The 25,747-nt window shown below is 38.0% G+C and carries 26 protein-coding genes and 1 pseudogene; 5 read left to right on the top strand and 22 right to left on the bottom strand.

Annotation, left to right across the window (positions count from 1 at the left end; translation table 11 throughout):
- The 4 genes from AS180_RS11415 to AS180_RS11400 form a co-directional block, all read right to left on the bottom strand.
- On the bottom strand, positions 1-191 hold a 191-nt coding region (locus AS180_RS11415), incomplete at its 3' end, for a hypothetical protein (protein WP_139109190.1).
- Positions 192-356: 165 nt separating this feature from the next.
- A complete protein-coding gene (locus AS180_RS11410; protein WP_062686837.1) occupies positions 357-770 on the bottom strand; it encodes a DUF4183 domain-containing protein in 414 nt (137 codons plus the stop codon).
- An 18-nt stretch (positions 771-788) separates the two neighbouring features.
- Positions 789-1,142: a DUF4183 domain-containing protein gene (locus AS180_RS11405; RefSeq protein ID WP_062686836.1), complete on the bottom strand. Its 354-nt coding sequence runs from the start codon at positions 1,140-1,142 to the stop codon at positions 789-791.
- A gap of 72 nt (positions 1,143-1,214) precedes the next feature.
- Entirely contained in the window at positions 1,215-1,892 is a 678-nt protein-coding gene (locus tag AS180_RS11400) for a class I SAM-dependent methyltransferase (protein WP_025907682.1), read from the bottom strand.
- 146 nt (positions 1,893-2,038) lie between these two features.
- On the opposite strand from AS180_RS11400, the gene AS180_RS11395 reads away from it, so the two are divergent.
- Both AS180_RS11395 and AS180_RS23230 read left to right on the top strand, forming a co-directional pair.
- Positions 2,039-2,260: a DUF3892 domain-containing protein gene (locus AS180_RS11395; protein ID WP_035319860.1), complete on the top strand. Its 222-nt coding sequence runs from the start codon at positions 2,039-2,041 to the stop codon at positions 2,258-2,260.
- A 16-nt stretch (positions 2,261-2,276) separates the two neighbouring features.
- Positions 2,277-2,423: a hypothetical protein gene (locus AS180_RS23230; protein WP_175384199.1), complete on the top strand. Its 147-nt coding sequence runs from the start codon at positions 2,277-2,279 to the stop codon at positions 2,421-2,423.
- 122 nt (positions 2,424-2,545) lie between these two features.
- On the opposite strand, the gene AS180_RS11390 is transcribed toward AS180_RS23230, so the two are convergent.
- The 3 genes from AS180_RS11390 to AS180_RS11380 form a co-directional block, all read right to left on the bottom strand.
- Positions 2,546-3,799 carry an alpha/beta hydrolase gene (locus tag AS180_RS11390; protein ID WP_062686835.1) on the bottom strand — a complete coding sequence of 418 codons (1,254 nt, stop codon included), beginning with the start codon at positions 3,797-3,799 and terminating at the stop codon, positions 2,546-2,548.
- A gap of 73 nt (positions 3,800-3,872) precedes the next feature.
- Positions 3,873-5,027 (bottom strand): ROK family transcriptional regulator, encoded by a 1,155-nt coding sequence (locus tag AS180_RS11385; RefSeq protein ID WP_025907679.1) that lies wholly within the window; start codon positions 5,025-5,027, stop codon positions 3,873-3,875.
- Positions 5,028-5,073: 46 nt separating this feature from the next.
- Positions 5,074-5,622 (bottom strand): extracellular solute-binding protein, encoded by a 549-nt coding sequence (locus AS180_RS11380; protein WP_062686834.1) that lies wholly within the window; start codon positions 5,620-5,622, stop codon positions 5,074-5,076.
- Between the two features lie 233 nt (positions 5,623-5,855).
- On the opposite strand from AS180_RS11380, the gene AS180_RS11375 reads away from it, so the two are divergent.
- On the top strand, positions 5,856-7,586 hold the full coding sequence (locus AS180_RS11375) for a glycoside hydrolase family 13 protein (RefSeq protein ID WP_061785048.1): 1,731 nt from the start codon (positions 5,856-5,858) through the stop codon (positions 7,584-7,586).
- A 483-nt stretch (positions 7,587-8,069) separates the two neighbouring features.
- Here AS180_RS11375 and AS180_RS11370 read toward each other — a convergent pair whose 3' ends face one another.
- From AS180_RS11370 to AS180_RS11335, 9 genes and pseudogenes are all read right to left on the bottom strand, one after another.
- On the bottom strand, positions 8,070-8,945 hold the full coding sequence (locus tag AS180_RS11370) for a helix-turn-helix domain-containing protein (RefSeq protein WP_025907676.1): 876 nt from the start codon (positions 8,943-8,945) through the stop codon (positions 8,070-8,072).
- Positions 8,946-9,206: 261 nt separating this feature from the next.
- Positions 9,207-10,298: a bifunctional diaminohydroxyphosphoribosylaminopyrimidine deaminase/5-amino-6-(5-phosphoribosylamino)uracil reductase RibD gene (gene ribD, locus AS180_RS11365; protein ID WP_062686833.1), complete on the bottom strand. Its 1,092-nt coding sequence runs from the start codon at positions 10,296-10,298 to the stop codon at positions 9,207-9,209.
- Positions 10,295-11,038 (bottom strand): GTP cyclohydrolase II, encoded by a 744-nt coding sequence (locus AS180_RS11360; RefSeq protein ID WP_025907674.1) that lies wholly within the window; start codon positions 11,036-11,038, stop codon positions 10,295-10,297. Before AS180_RS11360 ends, ribD begins: the two co-directional genes overlap by 4 nt.
- A 283-nt stretch (positions 11,039-11,321) precedes the next feature.
- Positions 11,322-12,530 (bottom strand): MFS transporter, encoded by a 1,209-nt coding sequence (locus AS180_RS11355; protein WP_062686832.1) that lies wholly within the window; start codon positions 12,528-12,530, stop codon positions 11,322-11,324.
- Between the two features lie 200 nt (positions 12,531-12,730).
- Positions 12,731-13,096 (bottom strand): DUF3221 domain-containing protein, encoded by a 366-nt coding sequence (locus tag AS180_RS11350; RefSeq protein ID WP_025907672.1) that lies wholly within the window; start codon positions 13,094-13,096, stop codon positions 12,731-12,733.
- Positions 13,097-13,231: 135 nt separating this feature from the next.
- On the bottom strand, positions 13,232-13,375 hold the full coding sequence (locus AS180_RS22550; RefSeq protein WP_156413479.1) for a hypothetical protein: 144 nt from the start codon (positions 13,373-13,375) through the stop codon (positions 13,232-13,234).
- Positions 13,376-13,502: 127 nt separating this feature from the next.
- On the bottom strand, positions 13,503-14,294 hold the full coding sequence (locus tag AS180_RS11345; protein WP_062686831.1) for a SurA N-terminal domain-containing protein: 792 nt from the start codon (positions 14,292-14,294) through the stop codon (positions 13,503-13,505).
- 226 nt (positions 14,295-14,520) lie between these two features.
- Positions 14,521-14,724 (bottom strand): annotated as a pseudogene (locus tag AS180_RS11340) (staphylopine family metallophore export MFS transporter CntE); the annotation flags it as partial.
- Between the two features lie 415 nt (positions 14,725-15,139).
- Positions 15,140-16,588, bottom strand: coding sequence for a DHA2 family efflux MFS transporter permease subunit (locus tag AS180_RS11335; RefSeq protein ID WP_062686830.1), 1,449 nt, complete (start codon positions 16,586-16,588; stop codon positions 15,140-15,142).
- 376 nt (positions 16,589-16,964) lie between these two features.
- Between AS180_RS11335 and AS180_RS11330 the strand changes: the two genes are divergently transcribed.
- Positions 16,965-18,134: a macrolide family glycosyltransferase gene (locus tag AS180_RS11330; RefSeq protein ID WP_062686829.1), complete on the top strand. Its 1,170-nt coding sequence runs from the start codon at positions 16,965-16,967 to the stop codon at positions 18,132-18,134.
- A 233-nt stretch (positions 18,135-18,367) separates the two neighbouring features.
- Positions 18,368-18,751, top strand: a complete 384-nt coding sequence (locus AS180_RS11325) for a hypothetical protein (RefSeq protein ID WP_025907667.1) — start codon at positions 18,368-18,370, stop codon at positions 18,749-18,751.
- Between the two features lie 176 nt (positions 18,752-18,927).
- Here the strand turns inward: AS180_RS11325 and AS180_RS11320 are convergent, their stop codons facing one another.
- From AS180_RS11320 to AS180_RS11295, 6 genes are all read right to left on the bottom strand, one after another.
- Entirely contained in the window at positions 18,928-21,102 is a 2,175-nt protein-coding gene (locus AS180_RS11320; protein WP_025907666.1) for a DNA topoisomerase III, read from the bottom strand.
- Positions 21,103-21,261: 159 nt separating this feature from the next.
- Positions 21,262-22,266 (bottom strand): aldo/keto reductase, encoded by a 1,005-nt coding sequence (locus AS180_RS11315; protein ID WP_061785756.1) that lies wholly within the window; start codon positions 22,264-22,266, stop codon positions 21,262-21,264.
- 217 nt (positions 22,267-22,483) lie between these two features.
- Positions 22,484-22,906: a cytidine deaminase gene (locus AS180_RS11310; RefSeq protein WP_025907665.1), complete on the bottom strand. Its 423-nt coding sequence runs from the start codon at positions 22,904-22,906 to the stop codon at positions 22,484-22,486.
- Complete coding sequence (locus tag AS180_RS11305; RefSeq protein WP_062686828.1) at positions 22,903-23,757, bottom strand: MBL fold metallo-hydrolase; 855 nt, start codon at positions 23,755-23,757, stop codon at positions 22,903-22,905. The genes AS180_RS11310 and AS180_RS11305 overlap by 4 nt, the downstream gene beginning before the upstream one ends.
- A 111-nt stretch (positions 23,758-23,868) precedes the next feature.
- Positions 23,869-24,345, bottom strand: coding sequence for a nucleoside deaminase (locus tag AS180_RS11300; RefSeq protein ID WP_061785755.1), 477 nt, complete (start codon positions 24,343-24,345; stop codon positions 23,869-23,871).
- 85 nt (positions 24,346-24,430) lie between these two features.
- A complete protein-coding gene (locus tag AS180_RS11295) occupies positions 24,431-25,747 on the bottom strand; it encodes an MATE family efflux transporter (RefSeq protein WP_062686827.1) in 1,317 nt (438 codons plus the stop codon).

Below are 25,747 nucleotides of genomic sequence, written 5' to 3'. Positions count from 1 at the left end.
GGAACAGCCTCTACCATTTCATCCACCACACGTGCCACATGATGTTCTGGTATGAGTGCTTCAATATCAAAGATTGCTTGAATTTGACGATTGTCATAGGGTTTGAAAGTAGGGGCTAATTGTCTTTTAGAAGTCTTTTTTTCCTCTGTCTCTGGAAGAAGAGTCAATTGCGTGTTATAATGATTGCACATAAAAAATCGTCCCTTTCTTGAAATGTTGGTGTGGTAACTTTCATTTTACTAGATAGGACGATTTTTTTGTGTATTTTTTCAAAAAAAATCCAGAAAGAGGGCTGTCAAAAAATCAGCTTTTACTGACTTTTTGGACAGCCCCTTCTTTGGTGTACTGCATATTCCTTACGTACTAATGGTTGTATCAACATCTAAGTTTGTGGTGGAAGTAGACGTTGAGGTCACGTCTGCGAAATCATCAAGCTCTAATACCACTGGAACACCAACGGGTACAGGTGCACTGATTGTTACCTGCGCAGGAGTAATAACGCTTAATCCTGCTTGTTGGAGTACTCCGTTGATATAAACGTTATATACATTATCTGCTGCGGGTGTAGGTAGTGCTGCAACGGGATCTCCATTATCGTCTAAAAAGGAAGTAGCGGGAATGGTCGTTGTATCCCCCACTACCATTCCTGCGGTAACAATTGCCACAAATTTTAAAGAATCCGGACTTACCTCTGTGGTAGTCGTCGTATCAACTGTCCCCGTAACGTTGCTAGAAGCTGTAATAAAAAGCTTAATTAATTCAGCTGGCATATGTTCCTCACACCTTTCCTAAGGTTCAATTTTAATAAATTGTAGAATGAGGGGAACATGCTTTGCTGGAACGTCTGCAGATTTTAAAATAAGTACGCCTCTTTTTACTTCATATAAGGTAGCAGGCTGTAAAACTCCATTAACGAATAGATTAATGTATGACACATAACAAGGGTCCAAAATCATAGAGGTTGAGTGATCGATTACCGCATCCTTGTTGTTATATACGCGCTTTTTCCCATCAGATTGTGTACAAAATTGAGTCACGTTCACTTTTTGAGATAATTTAAACCATTTTTCAACTCGCCCTATTTCAGGAAGCATTAAACGAGGTCGACTTTCCTTTGTTATGTCATGTTTTTTTCGCTCCACGTTCATCCCTCTTTAATCTGACAATCTTACTTCATTGGTATGTTGAATTACATTTGTCTTATGTTATCTTTTTTACATTTTCTTCAATATAAATAACCACAAAAAGGTTAAAGACTGCTTCAGTTTAGGGGACAATGATACAATTGTTTCTTGATTAACTCCTTTTTTATATACACCTTCACCACCTATAACCTCCCAACCATTTTCAGAGGCAAGCTGTTCAAACTCCCACGGCATCATGGTGTTACAGATGACGTTCTCTCCGTATAAGCGTCGGTAGCTATTTGTTCTTGGTTGTGCTGTCGGCCCTAAGATACCTACACATGCGTGTCCTTGTGGTTTCACTATTCGTTTAATTTCATTTAATGCTTCTAATGGCTGTTCTGTCCATTCAAGTACATTAATGACGACTACACCATCTGCTAAATCATCATCAAAAGGTAAATCCATCACATCTGCTGCTTCAAACGTAGCAACATCCTGATGTAATTCTTTTGCCTTTTCAATCATCTCTGTTGATAAATCAACTCCAAATGCTTTGTACCCTGCTTCTGCTAACAGCCTCGTTCCGTATCCGTCACCACACCCAATATCTATGACGATACCATCTTTCTTAATGTGCTGTTGAACTAAAGGGATAACTCCTTTTCTACTGCCGCTTTTCCACATATTTTCACTCTTTTGATTCCAAAACGAAACCTTTTCATTCCACTGTGAATGCGCTTCTTTATGCCAGTTAAATGTTGTCATCTATGTACCTCCTACTATAAATATTTCATTGTTATGTTATTCGTGATGAAAGCCTCTTTACCTTTTAAAACGAATAAAAGTCTTTATGTTAGCCATACTAAAACTGTGTAGGTTTCTTCATAATCATAACTAAGAGGGTGAAAAGCATGGATCGATTTATTGCGGTTCGTAAAAATGATAAGGGAAACTTAACCGAATTTAAAACACAGACTGGTCAAGTATTAAGCTACGATGAAGCAATGAAACGCGTAACAGCAGGTGAAATCGAACACGTTACAACGTTTATTGGAAAAGATGGCGATACATATATTCGCAGCGTTCCAGACCGGGATGAAACAAACAACTTAGATTCATTACCAACTTTTTAAAAGGAGAATGATGATTATGACAAAGAAAAACAATAAGGGTAGTGCAAATCAAAGCAATCCGAAAATTCAGCATCAAATGGTTGAAATGGGCGAAGAAATTGCAAGCGGAGATAATTCAAAAGGAAATAAGCGTAACAAAGATCAAAATAGCAAAACAAATTAATAGGACATAAAAAGCAAGGATCCAAACGGACCCTTGCTTTTTACAACCACCTTTTTACCTTGAACTTTTTATGAAGTGGATGTGTAATTATTATACGATGATGAATCGGAGCACCATAATCGTCAACTTTCTCCTTTGCCATCATCTAAGTAAAGACGAAAACCCAATCCAGTATCAATAGGTAGTATAAACCGATTATAGAAATGGTGAGAATCCACCTTCTTAAGAGGTAAATCGGCGTAAACCCTTAATGCATCTAACAATGCATCTTTGCTGTTCACTTGAATGGAAACGGGCACTCTATCAGATAGGTAATCTACGATTTCAATTTCTTTTGAGCTTACTATTCCTTCACTCTGAAACTGAACAACGGTTTTGCCCACAGACTTAGGGATAATCGTTCCATCTTTGGCAATTGAAACAACCCCTTTATCTGCAACCTGATATTCACCTTGAAGCTCAGTTACTTTAACACCATTGCTATATGTTTTCACCGCATTTAGAGAACCTGCTTTTTCGTTTAAACCAAAGATAGATCGCCCTTTTAATTCCACATCAGCTAGTTTCGTTTCTTTCCCAAAGAAGTATAGAAGTGGCATATGAACTCTGGCTTCCCAATCTGCTTCTGTATGAGCTGCTGTATCGTCTTGATAGTAAGCTACTTCTTCACCATACTGATATCCGCACGTTAATAGCTTATTTGCTATATCTTTTACGTGCTCAACGCGAATTAGAACTCCTTCGTATTCACCAACATCAACCCATATCTTTTTGTGATTTACCTTTTGAACAGGAATATTCACTTGACTGAATTCTTGAAGTGTATGAGGATCAACATAATAAAAGTATGGAGACAAAATGGCAAGCATGCTAAACACGTCAGGTCTCTTTAATCCAATATGATATGTGATAGCTCCACCTCTAGAAGAACCCATTAGCGCCGTATACTTCGCTTCCTTTTTGGTGCGGAACTGCTCATCAATAAAAGGCTTCACTTCATTAACAATAAATTTTTCGTAAAGCTCTCCTTTCGGTTGAATGCAAGCAAGAGCTGGAGGGACTTGCAAGCTATCTTCATCAAGTGTATGAAAGCTATATTCATTCGCACGCTCTTCTTTCATATTTTCAATTCCAACAATAATAATCTCTTGCATTTCCCCTTGCTCAATAAGTTTATTTACAACATGATGAATGTTCCAGGATTGACCGTTAAAAGCTGGATGAAAAATATTTTGACCATCGTGCATATAGAGAACGGGATACTTGGTGTCTTGTGCTTGTTCATAACTAGGTGGTAAATAAACATACAAATTACGTTCGTTCTGCAAATGAATAGATTTAAAATTTGAAATTTCAACAATTGAATGCTCACTCAAACTAATTCCCTTTTTATATTAATTCATTAAATTAAATAATATATTTAAAAGAAAAGAGCGCTTTTCACACCCTTTATACTTGTTTTTGATACACGCTATACCATAACGCTAAGCTACCGGCACCAATAATCTCGACATATTCTCCAAGTTCGGATGAAATAACTTCCACTTCCTCCTTACGAGCTAAGAAAGATCGCTCATTCACTTCCTGTTTAATAATTGACGTTAGATCAACGCCAGCAAGGGTTAATGGACCAGACACAACAATTTTTTTAAGGTGAACCATATTCACAAACGAAGCCAGAACGACCGCTATTCGCTCAGCTGCTTTTTCAACAACGCGCCTAGCTTTACCTTCTTGATTGGCTACTCGCTGTAGCACTTCTTGGATATCTTGTGCCTGTAGTTCTTCTACAATGGCTTGCTCTGATGCATATTGATTGAGACAGCCGCTGCTTCCGCACCAACATGGCTTTCCATCTGGCAGGTATGTCATATGGCCGAACTCACCTGCTCCTGTTAACCCACTGCGATATAATTCGCTTTTCAACACTAAGCTTGCTCCGATACGATATCCAAGGTACAAACACATAAAATCAGCAACTTGCTTTCCTTGTCCAAACATCTTTTCTGCTAAAGTTAAGGCACTTACGTTATTATCAAAATAAATAGGAAGCTTTAACTTCTGCTTTAGATATTGCACAATGGGCACATCAGGCCAACCAATTATATCGTTTCCTAAAAGCTTACCTTCTTTCAAATCAACTGCTCCCAATGAGCCGATCCCGATGCTCGCTACGTCTACTTCTTGCGCATTAATATACTCACTAATTCTACGTGCCACAAACTCTAAATACTCTTCCAGGTTAAAATCTGCTGGAACAGGAACCACTTGAATATTACGCGTCTCTCCTTTTAGGTTTACTAACCCCACTCGGATTGTCTCCATACTAATGTGAACTCCAACTGCCCAATAAGCATCGCCTTGTAAATCCAACGCGATGGATTTTCGCCCTACTCGCTTTGTTCCTTCTTGAACATCTCCGCGCTCAATGATAAAGCCTTCCTGGATCAATTCAGCTGTAATATAAGTAATTGTTGCTGGTGTTAGCTGTGTAATCTCAGCAATTTTCTGTCTCGACATCGGTCCGTTTTGCAGCAAAACTCTGAGTACCAATGACTGATTTAACTGTTTTGTTCGCGCTGTATTTTGACCTTTTAATACCATATCTCTCTATCTCCTATTACATCTTTGTATTTACTGGTATTTTTTATTATATCATGCACGTATTGAAATAATAGCGCCACTTTCCCTTCTGAAAAAGCGCTTCTAATGTAGAGCCACCATTTTCACCAATAATACCTTTTGGAAACAAGTTTTCGTTGTACCATTTTGAGATGTAGCTGACTCCATCCGCCCCATCACTATGTAGTCCAATATCAGTTGGATCTAGCGATTGCTTCTCTTGTTTAAACACATAGCTTCCCATACCGCTCAATACAGCATTGGCAAAATAAAAATTATCCCATGGAGCCAAGAAACCGTATTGCCCTGCGTTTTGATTAGATTTTGAAATTTCGTAAAGTTCATTCATCGTTTTGGGCGCCTTCTTCATAAGGTCTTTATTATATAGAAAAATAGGCGTTTCAATAGCTTTTGGTAGTCCGTAAAGTTTCCCAGCATAAGATTCTGCTCGGATTGATTGTTCTGTAAATGCCGATACAATTGATGACTCTACTGTCACGGGTGCAATGACACCTTCTAGTGCTAGCTGACCAATTTGATCATGAGGTAAAGCTGCAATGATTTTCTTTATCTTCATAATAAAACCCCCTACTCAACAATTAATTAATTGTTTTAATTAATAAGTTTATGGTTCATCATTATAATTCGGTTTTTTCATTCTCGCAAGCACTTACACCATCTTTTTTTATGATGTTTTGAATTGAATACCCTTTCATTTCTATTGACACATCCTAAAATTACTCATAATATAAAGTTGTTATTAATATTAATTAAACAAATTAATAAATTAAATTTGAAAGGATGTTTCTAATGCTTCGCTCTTCTATTTATCATCGACCGAAAAATAATTTCGCGTATGCGTACGATGAAGAAACTCTACATATCCGATTGCAGGCTCAAAAAGGAGATCTCCAAGATGTGACTCTTATTCATGGTGACCCTTACATATGGGAAAACGGTGAATGGATTTATTCAACAAGTTCTATGAAGCTTGTAGGTTCTGATGACTTGTTCGATTATTGGCAGGCTATCATTCGTCCTCCACATGCTCGCTTACGATACGGATTTATTTGCAACGATGGAAAAGAATCTTTAACGTATACGGAAAGAGGATTTTTTGAAGATGTTCCTACCCATTGTCACTACTATTTTGCTTTTCCATTTTTAAATAAAATAGATGTTTTTTCCCCTCCTTCATGGGTAAAAGACACGGTTTGGTATCAAATTTTTCCTGAGCGTTTTGGGAATGGAAATCCAAAGTTAAACCCAACGAACACCTTATCATGGGGAGAAACACCTACTCAAAGCAGCTTTTTTGGTGGCGATTTTGAAGGGGTCATTAATCATCTCGATCACCTTATTGAACTAGGAATTAACGGCATTTATTTCACACCTATTTTTAAAGCAATGACCAACCATAAATACGATACAATTGATTATTTTGAAATTGATCCACATTTTGGAGATAAAGAGACATTTAAGCGACTTGTAGACGAATGTCACAAACGCGATATTAAAATCATGCTTGACGCCGTCTTCAATCATAGCGGCTACTATTTTGAACCGTTTCAAGATGTTATTAAATACGGTGAAAGCTCGAAATACAAGGATTGGTTTCACATTGCCAAATTCCCGCTTAATCCAGGAAACCAGCTATCTTATCGTACGTTTTCCTTTGAGCCAACCATGCCAAAGTTAAATACAGAAAATAAAGATGTGCAAAATTATTTACTAGAAGTAGCAGAGTATTGGATTCGAGAATTTGATATTGACGGATGGAGATTAGATGTAGCGAATGAAGTAGATCACCATTTTTGGCGATTGTTCCGCAACCGAGTAAAAGCAATTAAACCGGACGCATATATCCTAGGTGAAATTTGGCATGATGCAATGCCTTGGCTGCAGGGAGATCAATTTGATGCTGTGATGAATTACCGCTTTACAAACGCAGCGATTGACTTTTTTGCAAAAAAACAAACTACCGTAGAGCAATTCCAAAACGAACTGGTTCACGTGTTGCAATCTTATCCGCAGCACGTAAACGAGGTTGCTTTTAACCTGTTAGGTAGCCACGATACAGCGCGAATTTTAACCGTATGTGAAGAAGATACAAATCGTTTAAAGCTGCTTTATTTGTTCCAACTTTCCTTCACTGGAACACCTTGTATTTATTACGGTGACGAAATTGGCATGACAGGTGGAGATGACCCCTTATGCCGTAAGTGTATGGAATGGGATGAAAACAAACAGGACCTTGAATTATTTCATTTTGTTCAAAAACTTATTTCACTTCGTCAACAAAGCCCAGCTTTCTCCAAGGGAGAATTCTCGTTCCATGCTATAAATGAGTCTCTTGTAAGCTATCGCAAAACGCTTGGTGATGAAGAGCTACTCATTATCATTAATCCAACAAACCGTTCATTAAAGGTTAAATTTCCTACTTCATTTGCTGACAGCATTGATTTATGGACAAATAAGCACGTATCAAACGATTTGATGTTAAACGAAAATGAATTTGTGATTATGCGTAAAATGAAATAACCGAAATGGCCATGATGATAGTCATGGCTTTTCGGTTATTTCATTTTAACTTTTATAGACTTCACCTTAATTAACGAGAACAACAAAAAACAAGCCCAACCAAGAACAGGTTGGGCTTAATTCATACATTTATTTCATAGAGGGGGTCTACTGAAAAAAGCTCTACAGCGGACTTATTATTGTGATATTGAGAAAATCGTTATAATCAATGTTGGTTCGGTAACCCTAAAGTTGTTACTTGACTTTCCTGAGTTACTGCACCAACTGATGCTACACCTGCCACCAATGTAAATGCTAATGTTAATCCTACTAATAATTTTTTCATAGATATTTCCTCCCCTTATTGTGATTAATGTTAGTGTAGCACAAGATTTTTTTTCGTGAATTTGATGATATGGGCGAATATACCTGTTTAAACGGGCTTATTCTTCTAATTCGCCTTATTTTCTCAATAATTATAATAATAGGAATATTTTTGTTTTTTCATACGAAAAGTTCATTAATTTCACTTTTCACTAACTCCGTGAACTTTTCATTCCTTTGTAACTGGAAGATATGGACGGATTTCTCTAAGTATTCTTTCCCTTGCTTAACTCTTCCAAGCTTTATTAAGTTTTCACCAGTTTGGTAGTGAAGTTCACCAAATAAATACATGGACTCATTGGTTATGCAAAGATCGATCCCTCTACTGCTGTAGGTAATCGACTCTTCGTACTGTTTCATATCAGCTAATGTTTTCGATAATCCATATAAAATACGAACCTTCAGCATCTCTTGACGAATTTGTGGAAGTGCCGTTATATGCTTTAGCGCTTGTCTATATAGTTCTTCTGCATTTTCATATTCTTTTTCTTCATGATAAATGATAGCTACGCTGTTTAAAATCTCAATTTCTTTTTCTTTATAAAACGTCTTCGACTGCTTGGTATAGTCAATCGCTTCGTATAAAAGATTGAATGCTTTCTCTTTTTGCTTATGCAAGTAATACGTACAAATTCCTTCATGCCACGTTAAAAACTGCTTATTTAGCGTTGGTTGAAACAATGGACTTTCTTTTTCCTTCTTTATAATATGGTCAATCGCCTCATAGTCTCTTTGGCGAATATATTGACGGATAAGTGATTTTACTGCATCCACATAATCTAATCGGGGAGACTCAACTGTATCAAAAAAATAGTTTACATCTACGCCCAAACGCTTTGATAGCTTATACAGCGTAATGCTAGAAGGATACTCTTCACCATTTTCAATTTTGCTAATCTGCGCTTGGGTACAAATATCTTTTGCTAATTCTTGTTGAGTTAGCTCCGCCATTTTTCGAAGTTCTCTCATGACACGCCCAATTCTGTACTCTCTCATCTCATTCCTCACCCTTATATAAAATTTCAACCAATAGTATGTGTTTCTCTTTTTCTTAAGCAAATTCCTTTATCTAAAGACATAAAATCCGCTTTTCAAGACGTTTATAGGTTCTTGTATCAAAACAAACGATAAAACACAATATAAGTTTCGCAAATTTCACAAAATAAGCTACTGACTGTCGAAACCATACATAAAAAACCTGCATCTTGCTGTTAGAATACGCCTAACAGCTAAGATGCAGGTTATAAGAGCCAGCTTTTATTCATAGATTGGATACGCGCTAAATTTATAATCTCTGCCCAGTCGTGTTACGGTAACATGCTCAAACTCTAGTGCGTCTGACATTTTCTCAGCACCCTTTCCTTCCACAAAAGTAGGAGCATCTTCACCTCCAGCAATCTTTGGTGCCACGTAAAGCTCGAGCTTATTAATTAGCTGTTGTTCAATAAAGGATGCGTTCACTTGTCCTCCACCTTCAATTAAAAGAGAAGAAACCGAATGCTCACCCACTATTTCAAGCATTTGAGATAAGTTCACATGCTTTTCACCGCTTGTGACAAAGACTTTTACACCTTGTTCTTCAAGAGATTTTCTTTTTCTATCATCATAATTACTCGTTGTAAAAATCCACGTTGGCGCTTGTTTATCCGTCACTACTTTTGCGTCCAGCGGCGTTCTTAGCTTTGAATCCAACACGATGCGAATTGGATTGCGACCACCTTCAAGACGAGTTGTTAATGATGGATTATCTTCAATAACTGTTTGAACCCCGACTAGAATTGCACCTGTTTCGTGACGAAGTTGATGAACATCTTTTCTAGCATCTTCTGACGTAATCCATTTGCTGTGAGAAGACGCCGTTGCAATTTTGCCATCTAGCGTAATGGCAGATTTTAAAATAACAAACGGCTTTTTTACCGTAATGAAGTGATTAAACACCTCGTTCATTTGACGAGATGCTTCTTCACATATCCCCACTTCAACTTCAATGCCCGCATTCTTTAAAATACTTACTCCTCGTCCTGCCACAAGTGGGTTTGGGTCAAGCGTAGCAATGACGACTTTTGACACTTCTGCTCGAACAAGCGCTTCTGCGCAAGGACCGGTGCGACCATGGTGGGAACACGGTTCTAACGTAACATATGCCGTGCTTCCCTTTGCTAACTCACCGGCCATATTTAAAGCATGAATTTCAGCATGAGGCCCCCCCGCTTTTAAATGCGTACCGATTCCTACAATGCGGTTATCATTTACAATCACGCATCCAACAAGTGGATTAGGGTCCGTTTGCCCTTTTGTAGCCTTTGCATTTTGAATTGCAATGTTCATGTAAAATTCGTGACTAATCAAACCAGTACCTCCTCACCTAAGTGACCGGAGCGCTGCACTTTTGTTTGAAGATATTTTTCATTAAACTCTGATACGTCTCCCCAAAGTGGAATACGGCCAGATAATGAAGCACCGTTCTCTTCTAATGCCGTAAGCTTTTTTGGGTTATTTGTAATTAAAATAACCGGCTTTCTACGAATCTGCTTTAGCACGCTGATTGCTTCTTTATATTGACGAGTATCATCAGCGAACCCTAACTCTTCGTTCGCTTCAACCGTATCAAACCCATTTTCTTGAAGCACGTAAGCCATCGCTTTACTAAATAAGCCAATTCCTCTTCCTTCATGATTTGCTAAATAAAATAAGGCACCCGCTCCGTTTTCTGTAATCATCTTCATGGATTGTTTCAACTGGAATCCGCAGTCGCAACGCTTGCTTCCAAAAATATCACCTGTATGACAAATACTGTGCATGCGAATTAATGCTTGATCCGCTTCTTTAAAGTCTCCATATACAAGTACGCTAGACTGCTGTAAATCAGCTAAATTAGCAGAATTCACCTGTTCAACTAGCTCTTCTAAGCTAAGTTCTCCTTGTTCCACATCATCCGAACGTAACCAAGAATACCATTGAAAGATTTTAGTTTCTCCTTCTAAGTTAACCGGTAAACGAATTGGTCCTACAACGTATATATAATGATCTTGATTATTAATGACATTTACTTTATCTTTTAGTGCATCTATCACTTTTTCATTTAACATATTGGTTCCTCCTGACAATCACATTACATTCTTATTTTAAACTAATTAATGTCATCCTTCCAATTTAGATGCTTTACATTCCATTTAGTTACTTTTTGTAAGTTAATTTAATTATAAAAGTTACATTTATATTTGTAAATCATTTTATCTCAAAGTAAATAATTTGAACACTATTTATTACGCGTCAATGTGCTATATATAATTTTACAAGGGTAAGGAAACGAAAGAAAAGCACAGCGAATAATTTCTTCACTGTGCTTTTTTAAGCTTTTTCACCAATTTTTTATTTATTTACTATCTGTTTTTCCAACGCTACCCTAGAGGTAACTTTCGAATAGCGACCGTGCAGAGCATAATAAACTACAAGTGCCATCACACCAATAATAGCACACACACCGTACATTCCTTGATAACCAATTGAACCAGAGACAACCGCTAATACAGAGGATCCCACTCCCAATCCTGAATCAAATAAAACAAAGAACGTAGCTGTGGCAACTCCACGACGCTGCGGTGGTGATACTTTTATTGCAATAGATTGTAAGCTTGATGTTAACGTTCCAAACCCAATTCCAATCAAGCCACCAGCTAGTAGGAAAGTCGTCCCTGAAGACGCTTGACTGATAAGAAATACACCGATTGTAAACAGTAGAATGGCTGGATAAACAACGAAGTTCTCACCATAGCGGTCAAACCATTTTCCTGTAAATGGACGAGACAATAATAAACAAACCGCATACACAACAAAGAAATAGCTTGCTACGCTTGTGAAGTTCATCTCTTTAGCAAAGACAGACACAAACGAAATAATGCTTGCGTACGCAAATGAAAGCACAAAGCCAGCTAATGCAATCGGAAGTGCTTTGAATTCAAATAGGCTTGCTAGGAAAGATACCTTCACTTCTGTAGAGTTTTTCACTATTTTTAGCGTTGGAACTTTTAGTACCAGGCTACATAATAACCCTAACACTGATGCTACAATTGCTACTGTAAAAACGGCTGAATGCCCAGATGCTTCGATTAGTGTTAATCCCATAAACGGTCCAATTACCATCGCTAGGTTCATAAATGTAGCAAAGTAGCCCATTCCTTCTCCACGACGATCATCAGGAATAACGTTTGCTACAATTCCCCCAGTAGCTGTTGTTGCCATTCCAAACCCAATTCCGTGCAATACGCGAAGCAGCAGCAAACTTGAAAGTGAATTGATTTGACTATATAAAACCGAACCAATTAAAAAAAGCACCGCTCCAATGACTAGAATTCTCTTTTGACCAAAGGTAATCATCCATTTTCCAGAGAGCGGGCGAAAAATAATAGCTGAAATTAAAAACACTGTAACAATAAGTCCTAAACTACCTTTATCTGCTTGTAAAATGTCTGTAGCATATAAAGGAAGCGTAACTGTCATCATATAAAAAACAACAAAAATAAAAAAGCTCGTCATCGAGACGGCTACAAAATCTTTCGTCCATAGCTTTGACTTACTCATTTCATTCCTTCCTTTCCTTTAAACAATTATCATGTTAATTTCCATAAAAATAATTAGTATACAAATTATATGAACTAAAACTATTATAGTGATAATTTCCTTTTATGTCAATTCACTTTTTGGTATCCTCACTTCTGTTTCCAGCTTCTCACAAAACAGCCAGGCAAAGCGGATCACGTGCTTTCCACTTTACCTGGCTGTTAATTACCTTCTTTAATCACTTGAATTTCTTCCGCATTCCCTTTTGCTGGGACTGTGTACTTGACGCTTTCACCTTTCTTTAACCATGCTTTCACTAGTTGACCTTTTTTGTAGGTAACAGATGAATCAGGCACCTTTAAGTAAATAGGCTGAATGGTATCATCACCTAATACTTCGTTTGTCGTATAATTAAGCGCTACGTCCCTAGGAATGACGTTCGCAACTAAAATTTCATCCTCTTTCACTTCCATGATGCGACCTTGGATTACGTACCCTTTGTTATCTTCACTTTGCTGACTTGAGCACCCTATTAAAATCATAATAAAGCTTATTAACCCTATGAATGCAAGAACCTGTTTTTTCATCGTTTTTATCTACTCCTATTTTAAGGCTCTTTTTATTATAACGTGTTTTTTACCCTTTTTTCCAATTAATCAAAGAGTTTGGGACATAACAAAATGATTGCTTCTAAAAGACGAACAATAGCTGTTCCCATCTCTTTAGTTTATCTCAACGCATTCGTTCCATTGCGCTACGGCCACTCGCTTTCCGCGGGGAGGAACCTGAGCTTCCTCGCTGCGCTGCGAGATCTCCGTTTTCCCTCTCTTTCCTGCAGGAGTCGAGTGCCCTACGCTCCATTCCACCTTGTTTCCAACATTGTTTTCACAATCAACCAAAAAACCTGAACAATTAAAAGTTATGAACTCTCAATCGTTCAGGTATAGTAGAGGCTGAACTACTTATGTCTCAGTCTCTTTGCATTACTTTAGGTTAAATTTTCACATCAACTTTTGCTTCTTTTTTCAGCTTTTCAACTTGTTCGCCTACTTTTTCTTGCTTCTTCTGTTGTTCAAGCTGGCCTTTGATTTGATCTTTTATTTCTTCATATTTTGGAAGTTGCTGCTGTTGCTCTGACCCTGCACTTTCTGCTTGCTTCGCATATTGGTCATAGTACTCTTTTACTTCTTTATCTGTTACTTCTTCAGCCTTAATTTCTTTTTCTACATATTTATTGTACTGAATGCTTTCACCCAGCTGTTCTTTTAATTGATCCATATTAAGACCTGCTTGCTTTAATACCTTGTTAAATTCTTTTTCAGAATCATACTGCTTCTTAGCATCTTCAATTTGCTTATTAATTTCGTCTTCTGATGCTTTATAACCCTTTTCCGTTGCATCTTGAATGAGCAGCGTTTGTCCTACTAAGCTATCGATTGTTTGATTTTTAACCTGCTTAGCTGCATCTTTTGTTGTTGGGTCTTGCCCCATTTGCTGCATTTGCATTTGAGATGTTTGAAGCACTTGGTTATATTCAGATCCTAAAATCTTTTCGTCATTTACAAGCGCTACGGTTTTCTTTTCATCTACCTGCTGCTTTTCTAATTTCTCCTGCATTTCTTTCATTTGCTTTTCTTGTTCTTTTGTTTGTTCCTGCTGCTCTTCCGTTTGAGCTGTTTTCGAATCTTCTTTTTTATCAGCACTGTCGCTAGCATCGTTTGAGCCACATGCTGCAAGGGCTACGGAAAGTAGTCCAATGATGAAAGGGTATTTCAATTTCTTCATAGCTAATAGAGCTCCTTTCGTCTTTTCAAAGAATTGCTTTCGTTTAGAAAACATCTTGAGGGCATTGTATCGAACATGCTTCTAAAAAGAAAGTAATTCGATCAATTTTACATATCTGTAACAGTATTGAAAAGATTCGTCATTTTATACACCTTAGCTGAAAAAGATGGTAAAAACTTACCAAATCAATATGTATAACATATCACACTCTATGGAATAAGCGTATTTAATTAACAAATTGGTTACGCTTGTCATAAGAAAATAGAATCATTAAAGCACCTAATCCTGCACAAACCGTGTACATGACCGGATAGGATAAAGCATCCGCAACGGGTCCCATAACCACACTGCCCAATGAAACACCTAAATCTGCTGTAGCGATAAATAATCCAAGAAGAACGTTTCGATTAGTAGCTGGCAATACAAAACTTCATTTTCTTTTCACAAATAAAGGAAGCTAGGCCATTAAACCCAGCTTCCTTTTCATTTCTTATCTAAATTCTCTTGTTCTTGCCTCTTTCAAACCTTCTTGTAAATAATAAAAAAATCTTAATTTCATTTTGTTTTCTATTTTCAAACCTTTAACTCTTCCTTGACTTTTTCTTCTTTCGAAACAATTGTAGTGACTTTTACCTCTTCTTCAGCTTTACCTGTTTCGTTCACTGGACTTTCTCTTGGAGAATTAGATGTAGTAGTGAGTAAGCTGATATGGAAACCAGCAGTATTATATTGATTATTTTTTGGACATGTAACCCCGCCTTTACATATACTTGAATTTTATTTATTTTTTACTTTTATACAAATAAAAAAGAGCAGTTCGATTTTGAACTACTCTTTTCATCATGTTAATGTGCTTGCTCTTGATTATCTACAATAATTCGCTTAATAAAGAACGAAATAATCAAGCCAACAACAGCGACGATCGCACCAAAGATAAAAGCGTTTTGAACACCATTGGTAAACGCAAGCACTGCATTTAATGGATCTGTTGGGTCTGATACAGATTCCATAAAACTTCTAGAACCTGACGATAAAATTGAAATTGCAACCGCTGTTCCTACTGCACCTGCTACTTGCTGCAGCGTATTCATAATTGCTGTACCGTGTGGATAAAGCTCTGGTGGCAGCTCGTTTAAACCATTTGTTTGAGCCGGCATCATAATCATGGAAACGCCAATCATAAGGGCAATATGCAAAGCAACAATAAGCGCTGTTGACGTTTCAAGTGAAATCGTTGAAAAGCCAAACATTGTCGCTACTACAATAATAAGACCAGGAATAACTAACCACTTAGGGCCAAAACGGTCGAATAGTCCACCCATTACAGGTGAAAGAAGTCCGTTCACAATTCCTCCTGGAAGAAGCATTAATCCGGCTGCAAATGTTGATAGAGCTAATGATGTTTGTAAGTATAACGGTAAAATCATCATGGATGACAAAATAACCATCATCGAAACTAAAATTAAGAGAAGCCCAATAACAAACATTGGGTACTTAAATGCTGTTAAATCAAGCATTGGTTCTTTCATTTTCACTTGACGAATTGAAAAGACTATCAAACCTAAAATCCCAACTACAAGGGCAATAATCACTTCGGTACTTCCCCAGCCACCGCCTTCTCCAGCGCTGCTAAAGCCGTACACAATGCCACCAAAGCCAATTGTTGAAAGAATAATGGACAAGATATCAATTTTTGGCTTTGTTGGTGTTGTAATGTTTTGCATAAAAAATGATCCAAACACCAAAGCCACAAGTAGTAATGGCAGCGAAATCCAGAAAATCCAGTGCCACGTAAGTGTTTTTAAAATCAGACCTGATACTGTTGGACCAACCGCTGGTGCAAACATAATCACAAGACCGATAATCCCCATCGCTCTTCCGCGTTTATGAGGCGAAATAATGACCAAAATGGTATTAAACATTAGGGGTAAAAGAAGAGCTGTTCCAATGGCTTGCACCACGCGAGCAATCATTAATACACTAAATGTTGGTGCGATTGCGGCGATAAACGTTCCAATAATGGAAAAGATAAGCGACGCAATAAATAGCTGTCTTGTTGTAAACCATTGAAGAATGAAGCCTGAAATTGGTACTAAAATACCAAGCGTTAATAAGTATCCTGTTGTAAGCCACTGTGCTGTTGTCTCATGAATACCAAAGCCAATAATTAAGTCACGAAGAGCCATGTTTAAAGCTGTTTCACTGAATAGTCCGATGAACCCAGCGATTAGAAACGAAGCAATAATCGGCAAAGCTTTTACGTTAGGAGTTTGTGCAGCCTGCTGGTTACTCATAGTTAATTCCTCCCTCTTACTATCTTTTTATAAGTACATAACAGTATATAAGTAATGTCCTCAGCCTAAAGAAATATACCATTTATAGGATTATCATACAAGTTTAATGTTTGTAATTTCTTAAACTTTACTTTTTCTTTATTATACCCACTTCTTTCACTTAAACTATTACTATTGACTCATTTTTCCTATGCCAAACAAATCATTTATACTGGATACCGTTACCATAACAACCATATTTATTGCACCCTTTCAAAAAGTATGATAAAAATGTTTCCATTGCCTACCATTTATTTATGAATGGGGAGCTTATTACATTTGCTTAAAATCATCATCTAATAGATTTTAAGTATATAGATAAGGAGCCGTGGTTTAAGTGGCAAACATTTTAATGGTTAATTTCCCTGCAGAAGGACATGTCAATCCTACTATTGGTATTGTAAAAGCTTTTACAGAAAGAGGTGATAGCGTCCACTATATTACAGCTGGAAAATTCAAGGAACGCTTAGAAGGTGCAGGAGCAACCGTCCACCTTCAGCCTGATTTATTAAGCAAACTGCAAATTGATACGTATTCAACACAAGGGTTACATACCTTTTTAAACGTGAATATTCAAAACTCCATGGATACGTTAGAAGTGACAAAGAAGTTATCTGAGACATTTACATTTGATCTTGTATTTTACGAAAAATTTGGTGCTGGCCAGCTTGTAAGAGACTACTTACAAATTCCTGGCGTGTGCTCATCAGCCTCCTTTTTATTTCCAGAGGAATTTCACAAAAACATGCCTCTATCTCACTTACAACCAAATGAAGAAGCGCTAAATCTTCTTGAAAAAATGAAGACGCAGTACGGTGTGGAACCAGAAAATATCCAGCAGTTTATGAACAATTCTGCTGATTTAACATTTGTGTTTACGAGCTCATATTTCCAGCCTAACAATGAGCAATTTGATGAATCGAAGGTCTTCATCGGTCCGACTTTTTCTAATCGTGCTGATAAGGATAACTTTCCTATTGACATGTTAAAGAACGAACAAGTTCTGTTTATCTCAATGGGAACCGTACTTGATCACACTGAAGAGTTTTTTAACATGTGCATTGATGCCTTTGCAAACTTCGATGGTAAAGTTGTCATCGCTGCAGGTGAACGAGCTGACATGAATCAAATTAAAGAAGCACCTGAAAACTTTATCATTTCCGCTTACGTGCCTCAGCTCAAGGTCCTTGAGCACGCAGATGTGTTTATTACGCACGGAGGCATGAACAGCGTAAATGAAGCTATTCATTTTAACGTTCCGATGGTGGTCATCCCGCATGATAAAGACCAGCCGATGGTCGCCCAGCGCTTAACAGAACTAGAAGCGGGATACAGATTGCAAAAAGAGCACGTCAATTCAAACACGCTCAAAAAAGCGGTAAACGAAGTGCTTGCTAATGAGCAATACAAAGAAGGTATTCAAACCATTAACCGAAGCTTTCAAGAGTGTGGCGGTGCTAGAGAAGCGGTCCATATCATTGATCGATTTATTGCGCGTGAATTGTAATGAAAGCCTTCACCTTAGCGTTGGATGCAGGCTTTTTTGAGTAATTCATTCATCTTTCCATACATGTTTTATCTGTTGAGAATCATGTTTTGCTAAGCTAACTACTTAAGTAGATTCGTAGTACTGCTTCCAATGAAGCAATCTATAAATAAATAATTTATTGCTGTACACCAATATACCTTTTTTATACAATTAAGTAAATAACAACAAACTATATTAAAGGTGATTAAAGAATGAAGAAATTAATCAGCTCGGTAGTTGTAGTAGGTTTATCTATTTTAGGGATTATTCTTACCTTAGGTGCAATTGGTACTACTCTGCTCGTTATTAGTGCTGCTGTTGGCTTAGGAAGAGATGATGTCGTAGGTTTTGCTGATAATAAATACATAATTGGAAGGCCTCCAACCTCTTATAATCTTTATGAAAAGAACAGCGGTACAACCATTTTAGATAATATAATAGGCTACAAGACAGAAAACGGTAAAACGTATGTGTTTAGTACAGACTCGAGCTATATTGTAATTGATGAAGAAAAGGAATCTTATCTGAAGAAAGAAGTGGAAGAAAGAGATGCCCGGTATGACAGACTTCTAAAAGAAATGGAAAGATTAGAATAAACGTCATAAAAAGGAGAACTTAAAATGGAGCTAGAAACTAGCAGGTTAAAACTCATACATGTACTTCAGAAACAGTTAAGGTTGCAGTTGAGCAAGGCTATGAGAATGGATCTCAAATCTTATATTAATTAAAGTAGCTACACAACAAGTCTAGTGACTGATTGTGTAGCTACTCTTTATTTTTCAAACAAAAACTGAGTCTTATCTCCTTTTAACTCAAGCTTCGCGTCAAAGATCTTGTCTCCTTTTTTAAAGCCTTTTATGAGGTTCGTTTGCCCGTCTTTTAACAGCTTTTTCGCATTGGCTTGCGAGATCGTTTTCCCAAGAATTTTTTTTGAAAATGTAAAATTGCACTGATTACTTTGGTAATTAGAACAGCCATAAAACGTTCCTTTGTCAACGATGTCACCATCACATTTTTTACAGCTTCCTACTTTTGTTCCAGTCGTCTTACCTTTTCCACCTTTTTTACCTCTTGTTTGCTTGAACTCACTGAGATCAAATCCGTCAAATGACCAATGGTTGCTTTGTTCCTTTGCATCTTCAATTAACTTAAGAGAAAGCTTCTTCGCTTGTTCCATAAACTCTTGAGAAGATGCTTTTCCTTGACCAATTTCATGAAGACGCTGCTCCCACTTGGCCGTCATTTCAGGTGATGCAAGAATACTTGGTCCAATTGATTGAATTAGTACTTTTCCTTTATTCGTGGCAAACACCTGATTCTTCTTCACTTCGATATACTTGCGATCGCGAAGAACGCTAATAATTCCTGCACGTGTGGCTTCTGTCCCTAGCCCCTGCGTTTTGGTTAACACCTTCACAAGCTCGTTGTCATCTAAATGCTTTCCAGCTGTTTTCATTAGCGTGATAAGCTGACCTTCCGTGTAGCGCTTTGGAGGCTGTGTTTTTCCGTTTTTCACCTTTACATCCTGAACAATTCCTTCTTCTTTTTCCTCTAGTGAAGGAAGGTCTTGCTCATCCTCATCTGCGTCTTTTTCTTTTTGCTTCCCATAAATAACTTTGCGCCAGCCTTCTTGGATTTGCTCTTTTCCTTTTGAAATAAACGTTGCCCGTCCTTCGACGAGCGTGTGAATGGTCGTATAGTCGAAAATGGATTGCTTATAGTGTGCTGCAATTAATCTTTTGACAATGAGCGTATAAATGTTGGATTCTTCCCCTGACATTTTAGCTGGATCTGTCACCTGCTCTGTCGGAATAATGGCATAGTGATCCGTTACTTTCTTTTCGTTTACATACCGTTTATTATTCATAATGGACTCAATAGGAAGAGGGAAAAATTCCTTAAATGCACCAAGCTCACTAATCTTTGCAAGCGTATCTGGAAACATTCCCGCTTCTTCTTTTGTCACATAGCTCGAATCAGATCTTGGATAAGAGATAATCCCTTTCACATAAAGCTTTTGCGCAATTTCAAGCGTTTTTTGCGGTGAGTATTTGAACATTTTATTAGCTGTTGCTTGTAATGAGGAAAGGTTGAATAAAAACGGTGCTTGAAACTCTTTGCGCTCCTTTTCAATGGAATCAATAACCGCATTTTTCCCTTTACAAAACTGCATAATTTTATGGGCCATCTGCTCATCAGTTAAGCGAGAATCACCGTCTTTATGCCACTTACCGTGATATATTTTGTTGTCCATATTAAACGTAGCCAGCACTTCCCAAAACGGTTCAGACTTAAAATTTTCAATTTCATGCTCGCGCTTAACGATCAAAGCAAGCGTGGGCGTCTGCACTCGTCCTGTCGAAAAAACGTCTGAAATTCCTTTTTTCTGAAGCAAGAGCGTGTATGCTCTAGAAGCGTTCATTCCGATTAACCAATCCGCACACGCTCGGCTTAACGCTTCGTAATAAATATCTCTTGTTTCTTGTTCTTCTAACAGGTTTTCAAAACCGTTTATCACTGCTTTTGGCGTTAGCGAAGAAATCCAAAGGCGCTTCATCGGCTTGCTGTTTTTACAAAGCGTTAGGATGATTCGAATGATTGCCTCCCCTTCACGCTCAGCATCACCTGCGATAATAACTTCATTCACTTCTTGTCTATGTAGTAAATCTTTAATAATTGAAAACTGCTTCCACTTTGACTTCGTTACGCGATGTTGAAACTGCGTGGGCACAATCGGGAGCGTATCAAGCGACCATTTTTTCCACTTTTGATCGTACTCTTCGGGTGGTACAAGCTCACATAAATGTCCAATTGCCCACGTTAAATATGCTCCTTCTGGAAACAACTGATTCGGGGCAATCTCCACATAGCCGTCCCGCTTTTTAAACGAAAAAGGCGACGCTAGCTTTAGCCCTTGATCTGGTTTTTCTGCAATAATTACCTTCATTTAGTTAATCACCTTATATCTTTAATTCATTAAAATAGCGTTGCTCAATTGTATTATTTTATCATATAAATGCTTTTAAGAGTATGTTGGAGTGATTAGCACCCTATCAAATAAAAAAACCTCATCTCTACACAAGTAGAAAAATGAGGTTTTTTTCACTTAGTTAGCCGGTAGTGGTACATGTGGTGCCACAAGATTTTCTTTACGCATTTCTTCCCAGAAAGCGGCTGGAATTGCTGTATTTAATGCTTCTTTATCTTCTAAAATACGCTCAGGTCGGCTAGCTCCTGGGATAACAGCCGACACTGCAGGGTTTGCAAGTGCAAACTGTAAAGCAGCAGACTTAATGGTAATATGATGACGCTCAGCAATTGCTTTCATCTTTTCAACTTTGGCTATAATCTCCGGTGATGCTGGTTGGTATTCAAAATGTGTGCCACCTGCAAGAACTCCGGAACTATATGGCCCCCCTACTACAATAGCCATGTTGTGTTTTACTGCTGATGGCATTACCCGTTCTAGTGCACGTTCGTGGTCTAAAAGCGTGTAGCGCCCAGCTAAAAGCGATACGTCTGGTTTTGCTTCTTCTAATTCAAGCATTATTTCAATCGGCTCGACACGGTTGACACCAAGCCCCCAACCTTTAATAACCCCTTCTTCACGAAGCTGAGTCAGCACTCGAAAAGCCCCTGTTCTTGCTGATTCAAATTGAGCTAGCCATTCGTCTCCGTAAAAATCTTGCGCTACGTCGTGAATATAAACAAAGTCGATACGATCAGTCTTTAAACGTTCTAGACTTTGTTCAATGGAACGGAGCGTTGCATCTGCACTATAGTCGTTAATAATTTTATTTTTCCTTCCAAATTCAAACAGGCCACCCTTTTCACCAAAATCACGAGCTGAAGGATCTTCTAACTCGTCTAAGATGACTCGTCCAACTTTTGTACTTAAGACATACTCATCTCGATTTCGATGTGATAGTGCTTTTCCCAGTAGAATTTCTGCTAATCCTGCTCCGTAAAAAGGTGCTGAATCAAAATAGCGAATTCCATTTTCCCATGCAGCATCTACTGTAGCTATGGCTTCTTCTTCTGGAATGTTTCTGTACATGTTCCCAAGTGGAGCTGTACCGAATCCAAGCTTACCTTTTAGTATTTCTTTCATTGTTTGCATCTCCTTTTACGATTATATTCTGTAAATTAACCATTTATAAGCTTTTATAAACAATCACATTCATTAGATATGTATTCATTATGACGCGTATAAAGAGATAAAAAAAAGTACGTACTTCCAAGTAATATAGTCACTAAAAAGTAACCTCTTCATTAAAAAAAGCCTACTTTTCCTTAGCAGACTTTCCGAGCATTAATCATTACTTCTTTTATCTTCTTGTATACTTAAGAGGAAGTAACTCTCCAATTGTCGTTTTCACTAATTTACCGTCTACTTCCAATATCACGTAGCAGTTTGGTGCATAGTCTGAAATAAGCTCGCGACACATTCCACATGGGCTCACCACTCGAATGGTTCGATCTTCTTCATCACTATAAGGGTGCCTTACAGCTACAATCGTATCAAAGCTTTTATACCCATTTGAAACGGCACTTCCAATAGCGATGGCCTCTGCACAAACGGTCACTCTGCCAATGTACGCTTCAATATGAACAGTAGAGATAATCTCACCTGTTGCTAAGCGAATAGCTGCTCCTACATGATGCTTATCATCTTCATACAGTGCCGTAATCTTTTGCTTAGCCGCTTCAATTAATTCCAAATCATGTTGATTAAGTTCTAATACTTTCATTGCTTTTCCTTCTTTCGGTTACCTTGTAGAAAATAGTCCAGTAGCTCTTTTTCTTCTTCATTAGGACTTCTATGTACCTCTTCCTTAAACTTAGTAAGCATTTCTTGTTCAGACAGATAATCTTCAGCAATTTTGGATAGCTGCTGTAGCTGGTCGAGATATTTAAAGAGCTCAGCTTTTGTTTCTACATGATCATGAGATGTTGCATACCAGTTTGCATTGTAAGAGCGTACTTGTTCGATAACCTTTTCTAACTTACTAGAATCATAGCTCCAGCTTCCGCTATAAAAGTCAGGGCTTAAACAATCGCCTAAAAACACCATTTTTTCTTCTGGAATGTAGATGACTGAGGAGTCTTCTGCATGGTCGCCTCCAATATGCTCGATTCGGCAGCTTATGCCCCCTAAATCAACTTCTAAGCTTTTATCAAATGTAATAACAGGTGTTTGAATATGTAAATTAGAGCGGTCAGGCAGCTCTTTTTTTATCATCTCCTGACAAAATTCAATTTCAATTCCATCTCTCACTCGTTGATCTAGCGCCTCGTTATCCCATGCAAACGACTGATATTCTTTTAATCTAGCTTTTGTTAAATCATGTGCAACGCTTACAGCATCAATAGCTTGTAGTCCAAACGTATGGTCCCAGTGCCAATGAGTAAGCGCGACAATATCAATCTTTTTTTCCGTAACGTTTTGAAGCTCCACTTGGAACAGTTCAGCATGAGCAGGTGAATTACCGCTATCAATCATTAGACAGTGCTTCTCCCCAACAACAGCTGCTAGCAAAGGTCGGTCCGTATCAGGCTGATGATCTAAATAATAAATGTGTTTACCAATAGGTTTTAACATAACCTTCTCCTTTTTTATCTTACTATTTTTTATTGTACGAAAATTTAAGATTAATTGAAACAGCATATACAATAAAAAACCTGCTGATCATCTTCAGCAGGTTTACTCTCATTATTTCTTATGAAGCCTCACATGCAACTTCCGAACTTCCTCAGCTAATTCAGGGACAGGTCCTTCTACTTCAATACCCTTCACCACTTCTTCAATCGATAGGTTACGCACAGGTGACGGAGCAACGTTTAGCTCGTGCAGCCACTGGGCTAGCTGGTTCGATGAACTTGCATAGATAATTTTCCCTAACCCAACCCAACCGTGCGCAGCTGAGCACATGGGACAGTGTTCACCTGATGTATAAACAATTGCACGCGCTCGCTCTTCTTTTGATAAGTGCTCGGCTGCATAGCGGGCGATTGAGAATTCAGGGTGCTGCGTATCGTCACCGCTTGAAATACGGTTATAGTCTTCAAAAAGCACGTTGCCATCTTCTGAAACTAGAATAGAACCAAATGGCTGGTTTCCTTCTTCAAGCGCGCTTTCAGCCAATTCCACACAGCGCTTAAGGTGCTTTATATCCTGTTCTGTAATCATCTATATTGCCTCCTATCAGTTATTCTATTTACAGAATAACTGATGCACGTATTTCTTTCCAATTTTCTACCCTTTGAAACATTTATTAAGCTGCGTTCTGTTGACTTAAAAATCGTCTATTTAAGCTAGGAAGATACATAACTAAAAATACCGACCTTCCAACCGTATATAAAGTAAATGCTAGCCAAAGCCCGTGATTATGCCATATCGGCGTCGCTACTACCTGTGCAACGATGTATAAAAGCATCGCATAAAGCATTGAGTTTCGAATCGGTGCAATATAGGTTGCTCCGGTGAATGGGCCGTACATGACAAGCCCTAAACAAGCTACAAACGGATATAAAATGAGCCACACTCCATACTCAGTAGCAAGCGTAATAACGCTAGGTAACGTTGTAAAAAGCTTAATGATTGGTTCTAAGAAAGCTGTGTATACCCCGGCTATTACAAAAGCTACAATGACGGCCCACTTCCTCGATAGAGATAAAGTTTGGATATACAAACTTCGATCCTGAGACCCCACTGCTTTTCCAACAAGAATACTTGAAGCATTCGCAAAGCCATCAAAGAAGTAAGCCATAATATAGTGAATTTGAAATAGCACCGCGTTAGCTGCTAAAAATTCTGTGCCGAACGAAGCTCCTTTAGCTGTAAATAGGTTAATAACAACTAACAAGCAAATCGTACGTATGAATAAATCTTTATTCACGTTAAACATTTTTTTAACGGATGCTGTATCGAATAGAACACCTATTGAAGGTGTTTTCCACTTAAACGGAGATGCTTTAGAAACAATGAATAATCCTAAAATAAATGCTGTGACTTCCGCTATTAATGTAGAAGCTGCGACGCCTTTTACTCCAAAAGAAAAGACCTCTACGAATAGAATGGCAAGCGTCATGTTTAATACGTTCGTTATAATTTGCAATGAGAGAGATTGCTTAATCTTAGCCATTCCCATCAGCCAGCCTAAAATCACATAATTCATTAATGTAAAGGGTGCTCCCCATATGCGAATTGTAAAATATTCAACAGCGAATCGACTTACGGCTGCATCTGGAGACACAATTGCCAAAGCTGCACGCTGAATCGGTACCTGTAGCAGAATAAAAATAAGTCCAACCGCTAGAGCGATTAAAAATGGACGGGACAACGCAAGGATTCCTTGCTCAGAACTGTTGGCTCCATTAGCTTGTGCTGCAAAAGCAGATGTGCTAACGCGCAAAAAACCAAACAGCCAATATAATGTATTAAAAATAAGTGCTCCAACTGCTACACCGCCAATATACGCTGGATCTGAAAGTCGTCCAACCACGGCCGTGTCGACAGCTCCTAATAAGGGTGTCGTCATCGTTGAAATGGTGAGTGGAATTGCTAAAGCAAGATATGTACGATAATTCAA

It is taken from the genome of Priestia veravalensis (assembly GCF_001457055.1).
Lineage (GTDB): Bacteria > Bacillota > Bacilli > Bacillales > Bacillaceae_H > Priestia > Priestia flexa.
This window is presented reverse-complemented; position numbering and strand designations above follow the sequence as displayed.

Coding starts and splice junctions, on each gene's coding strand:
- AS180_RS11360 (WP_025907674.1), bottom strand. CDS start 11,038: ATGTTAAATGAAAAAGTGATAGATGCACTAAAAGATAAAGTAAATGTC.
- AS180_RS11305 (WP_062686828.1), bottom strand. CDS start 23,757: ATGTTAAAACCTATTGGTAAACACATTTATTATTTAGATCATCAGCCT.
- AS180_RS11310 (WP_025907665.1), bottom strand. CDS start 22,906: ATGAAAGTATTAGAACTTAATCAACATGATTTGGAATTAATTGAAGCG.
- AS180_RS11325 (WP_025907667.1), top strand. CDS start 18,368: ATGAAGAAATTAATCAGCTCGGTAGTTGTAGTAGGTTTATCTATTTTA.
- AS180_RS11380 (WP_062686834.1), bottom strand. CDS start 5,622: ATGAAGATAAAGAAAATCATTGCAGCTTTACCTCATGATCAAATTGGT.
- AS180_RS11395 (WP_035319860.1), top strand. CDS start 2,039: ATGGATCGATTTATTGCGGTTCGTAAAAATGATAAGGGAAACTTAACC.
- AS180_RS11385 (WP_025907679.1), bottom strand. CDS start 5,027: ATGGTATTAAAAGGTCAAAATACAGCGCGAACAAAACAGTTAAATCAG.
- AS180_RS11320 (WP_025907666.1), bottom strand. CDS start 21,102: ATGAAGGTAATTATTGCAGAAAAACCAGATCAAGGGCTAAAGCTAGCG.
- AS180_RS11345 (WP_062686831.1), bottom strand. CDS start 14,294: ATGAAGAAATTGAAATACCCTTTCATCATTGGACTACTTTCCGTAGCC.
- AS180_RS11350 (WP_025907672.1), bottom strand. CDS start 13,096: ATGAAAAAACAGGTTCTTGCATTCATAGGGTTAATAAGCTTTATTATG.
- AS180_RS11300 (WP_061785755.1), bottom strand. CDS start 24,345: ATGATTACAGAACAGGATATAAAGCACCTTAAGCGCTGTGTGGAATTG.
- AS180_RS11400 (WP_025907682.1), bottom strand. CDS start 1,892: ATGACAACATTTAACTGGCATAAAGAAGCGCATTCACAGTGGAATGAA.
- AS180_RS11370 (WP_025907676.1), bottom strand. CDS start 8,945: ATGAGAGAGTACAGAATTGGGCGTGTCATGAGAGAACTTCGAAAAATG.
- AS180_RS11315 (WP_061785756.1), bottom strand. CDS start 22,266: ATGAAAGAAATACTAAAAGGTAAGCTTGGATTCGGTACAGCTCCACTT.
- AS180_RS11410 (WP_062686837.1), bottom strand. CDS start 770: ATGCCAGCTGAATTAATTAAGCTTTTTATTACAGCTTCTAGCAACGTT.
- AS180_RS11355 (WP_062686832.1), bottom strand. CDS start 12,530: ATGAGTAAGTCAAAGCTATGGACGAAAGATTTTGTAGCCGTCTCGATG.
- AS180_RS11375 (WP_061785048.1), top strand. CDS start 5,856: ATGCTTCGCTCTTCTATTTATCATCGACCGAAAAATAATTTCGCGTAT.
- AS180_RS23230 (WP_175384199.1), top strand. CDS start 2,277: ATGACAAAGAAAAACAATAAGGGTAGTGCAAATCAAAGCAATCCGAAA.
- AS180_RS11335 (WP_062686830.1), bottom strand. CDS start 16,588: ATGAGTAACCAGCAGGCTGCACAAACTCCTAACGTAAAAGCTTTGCCG.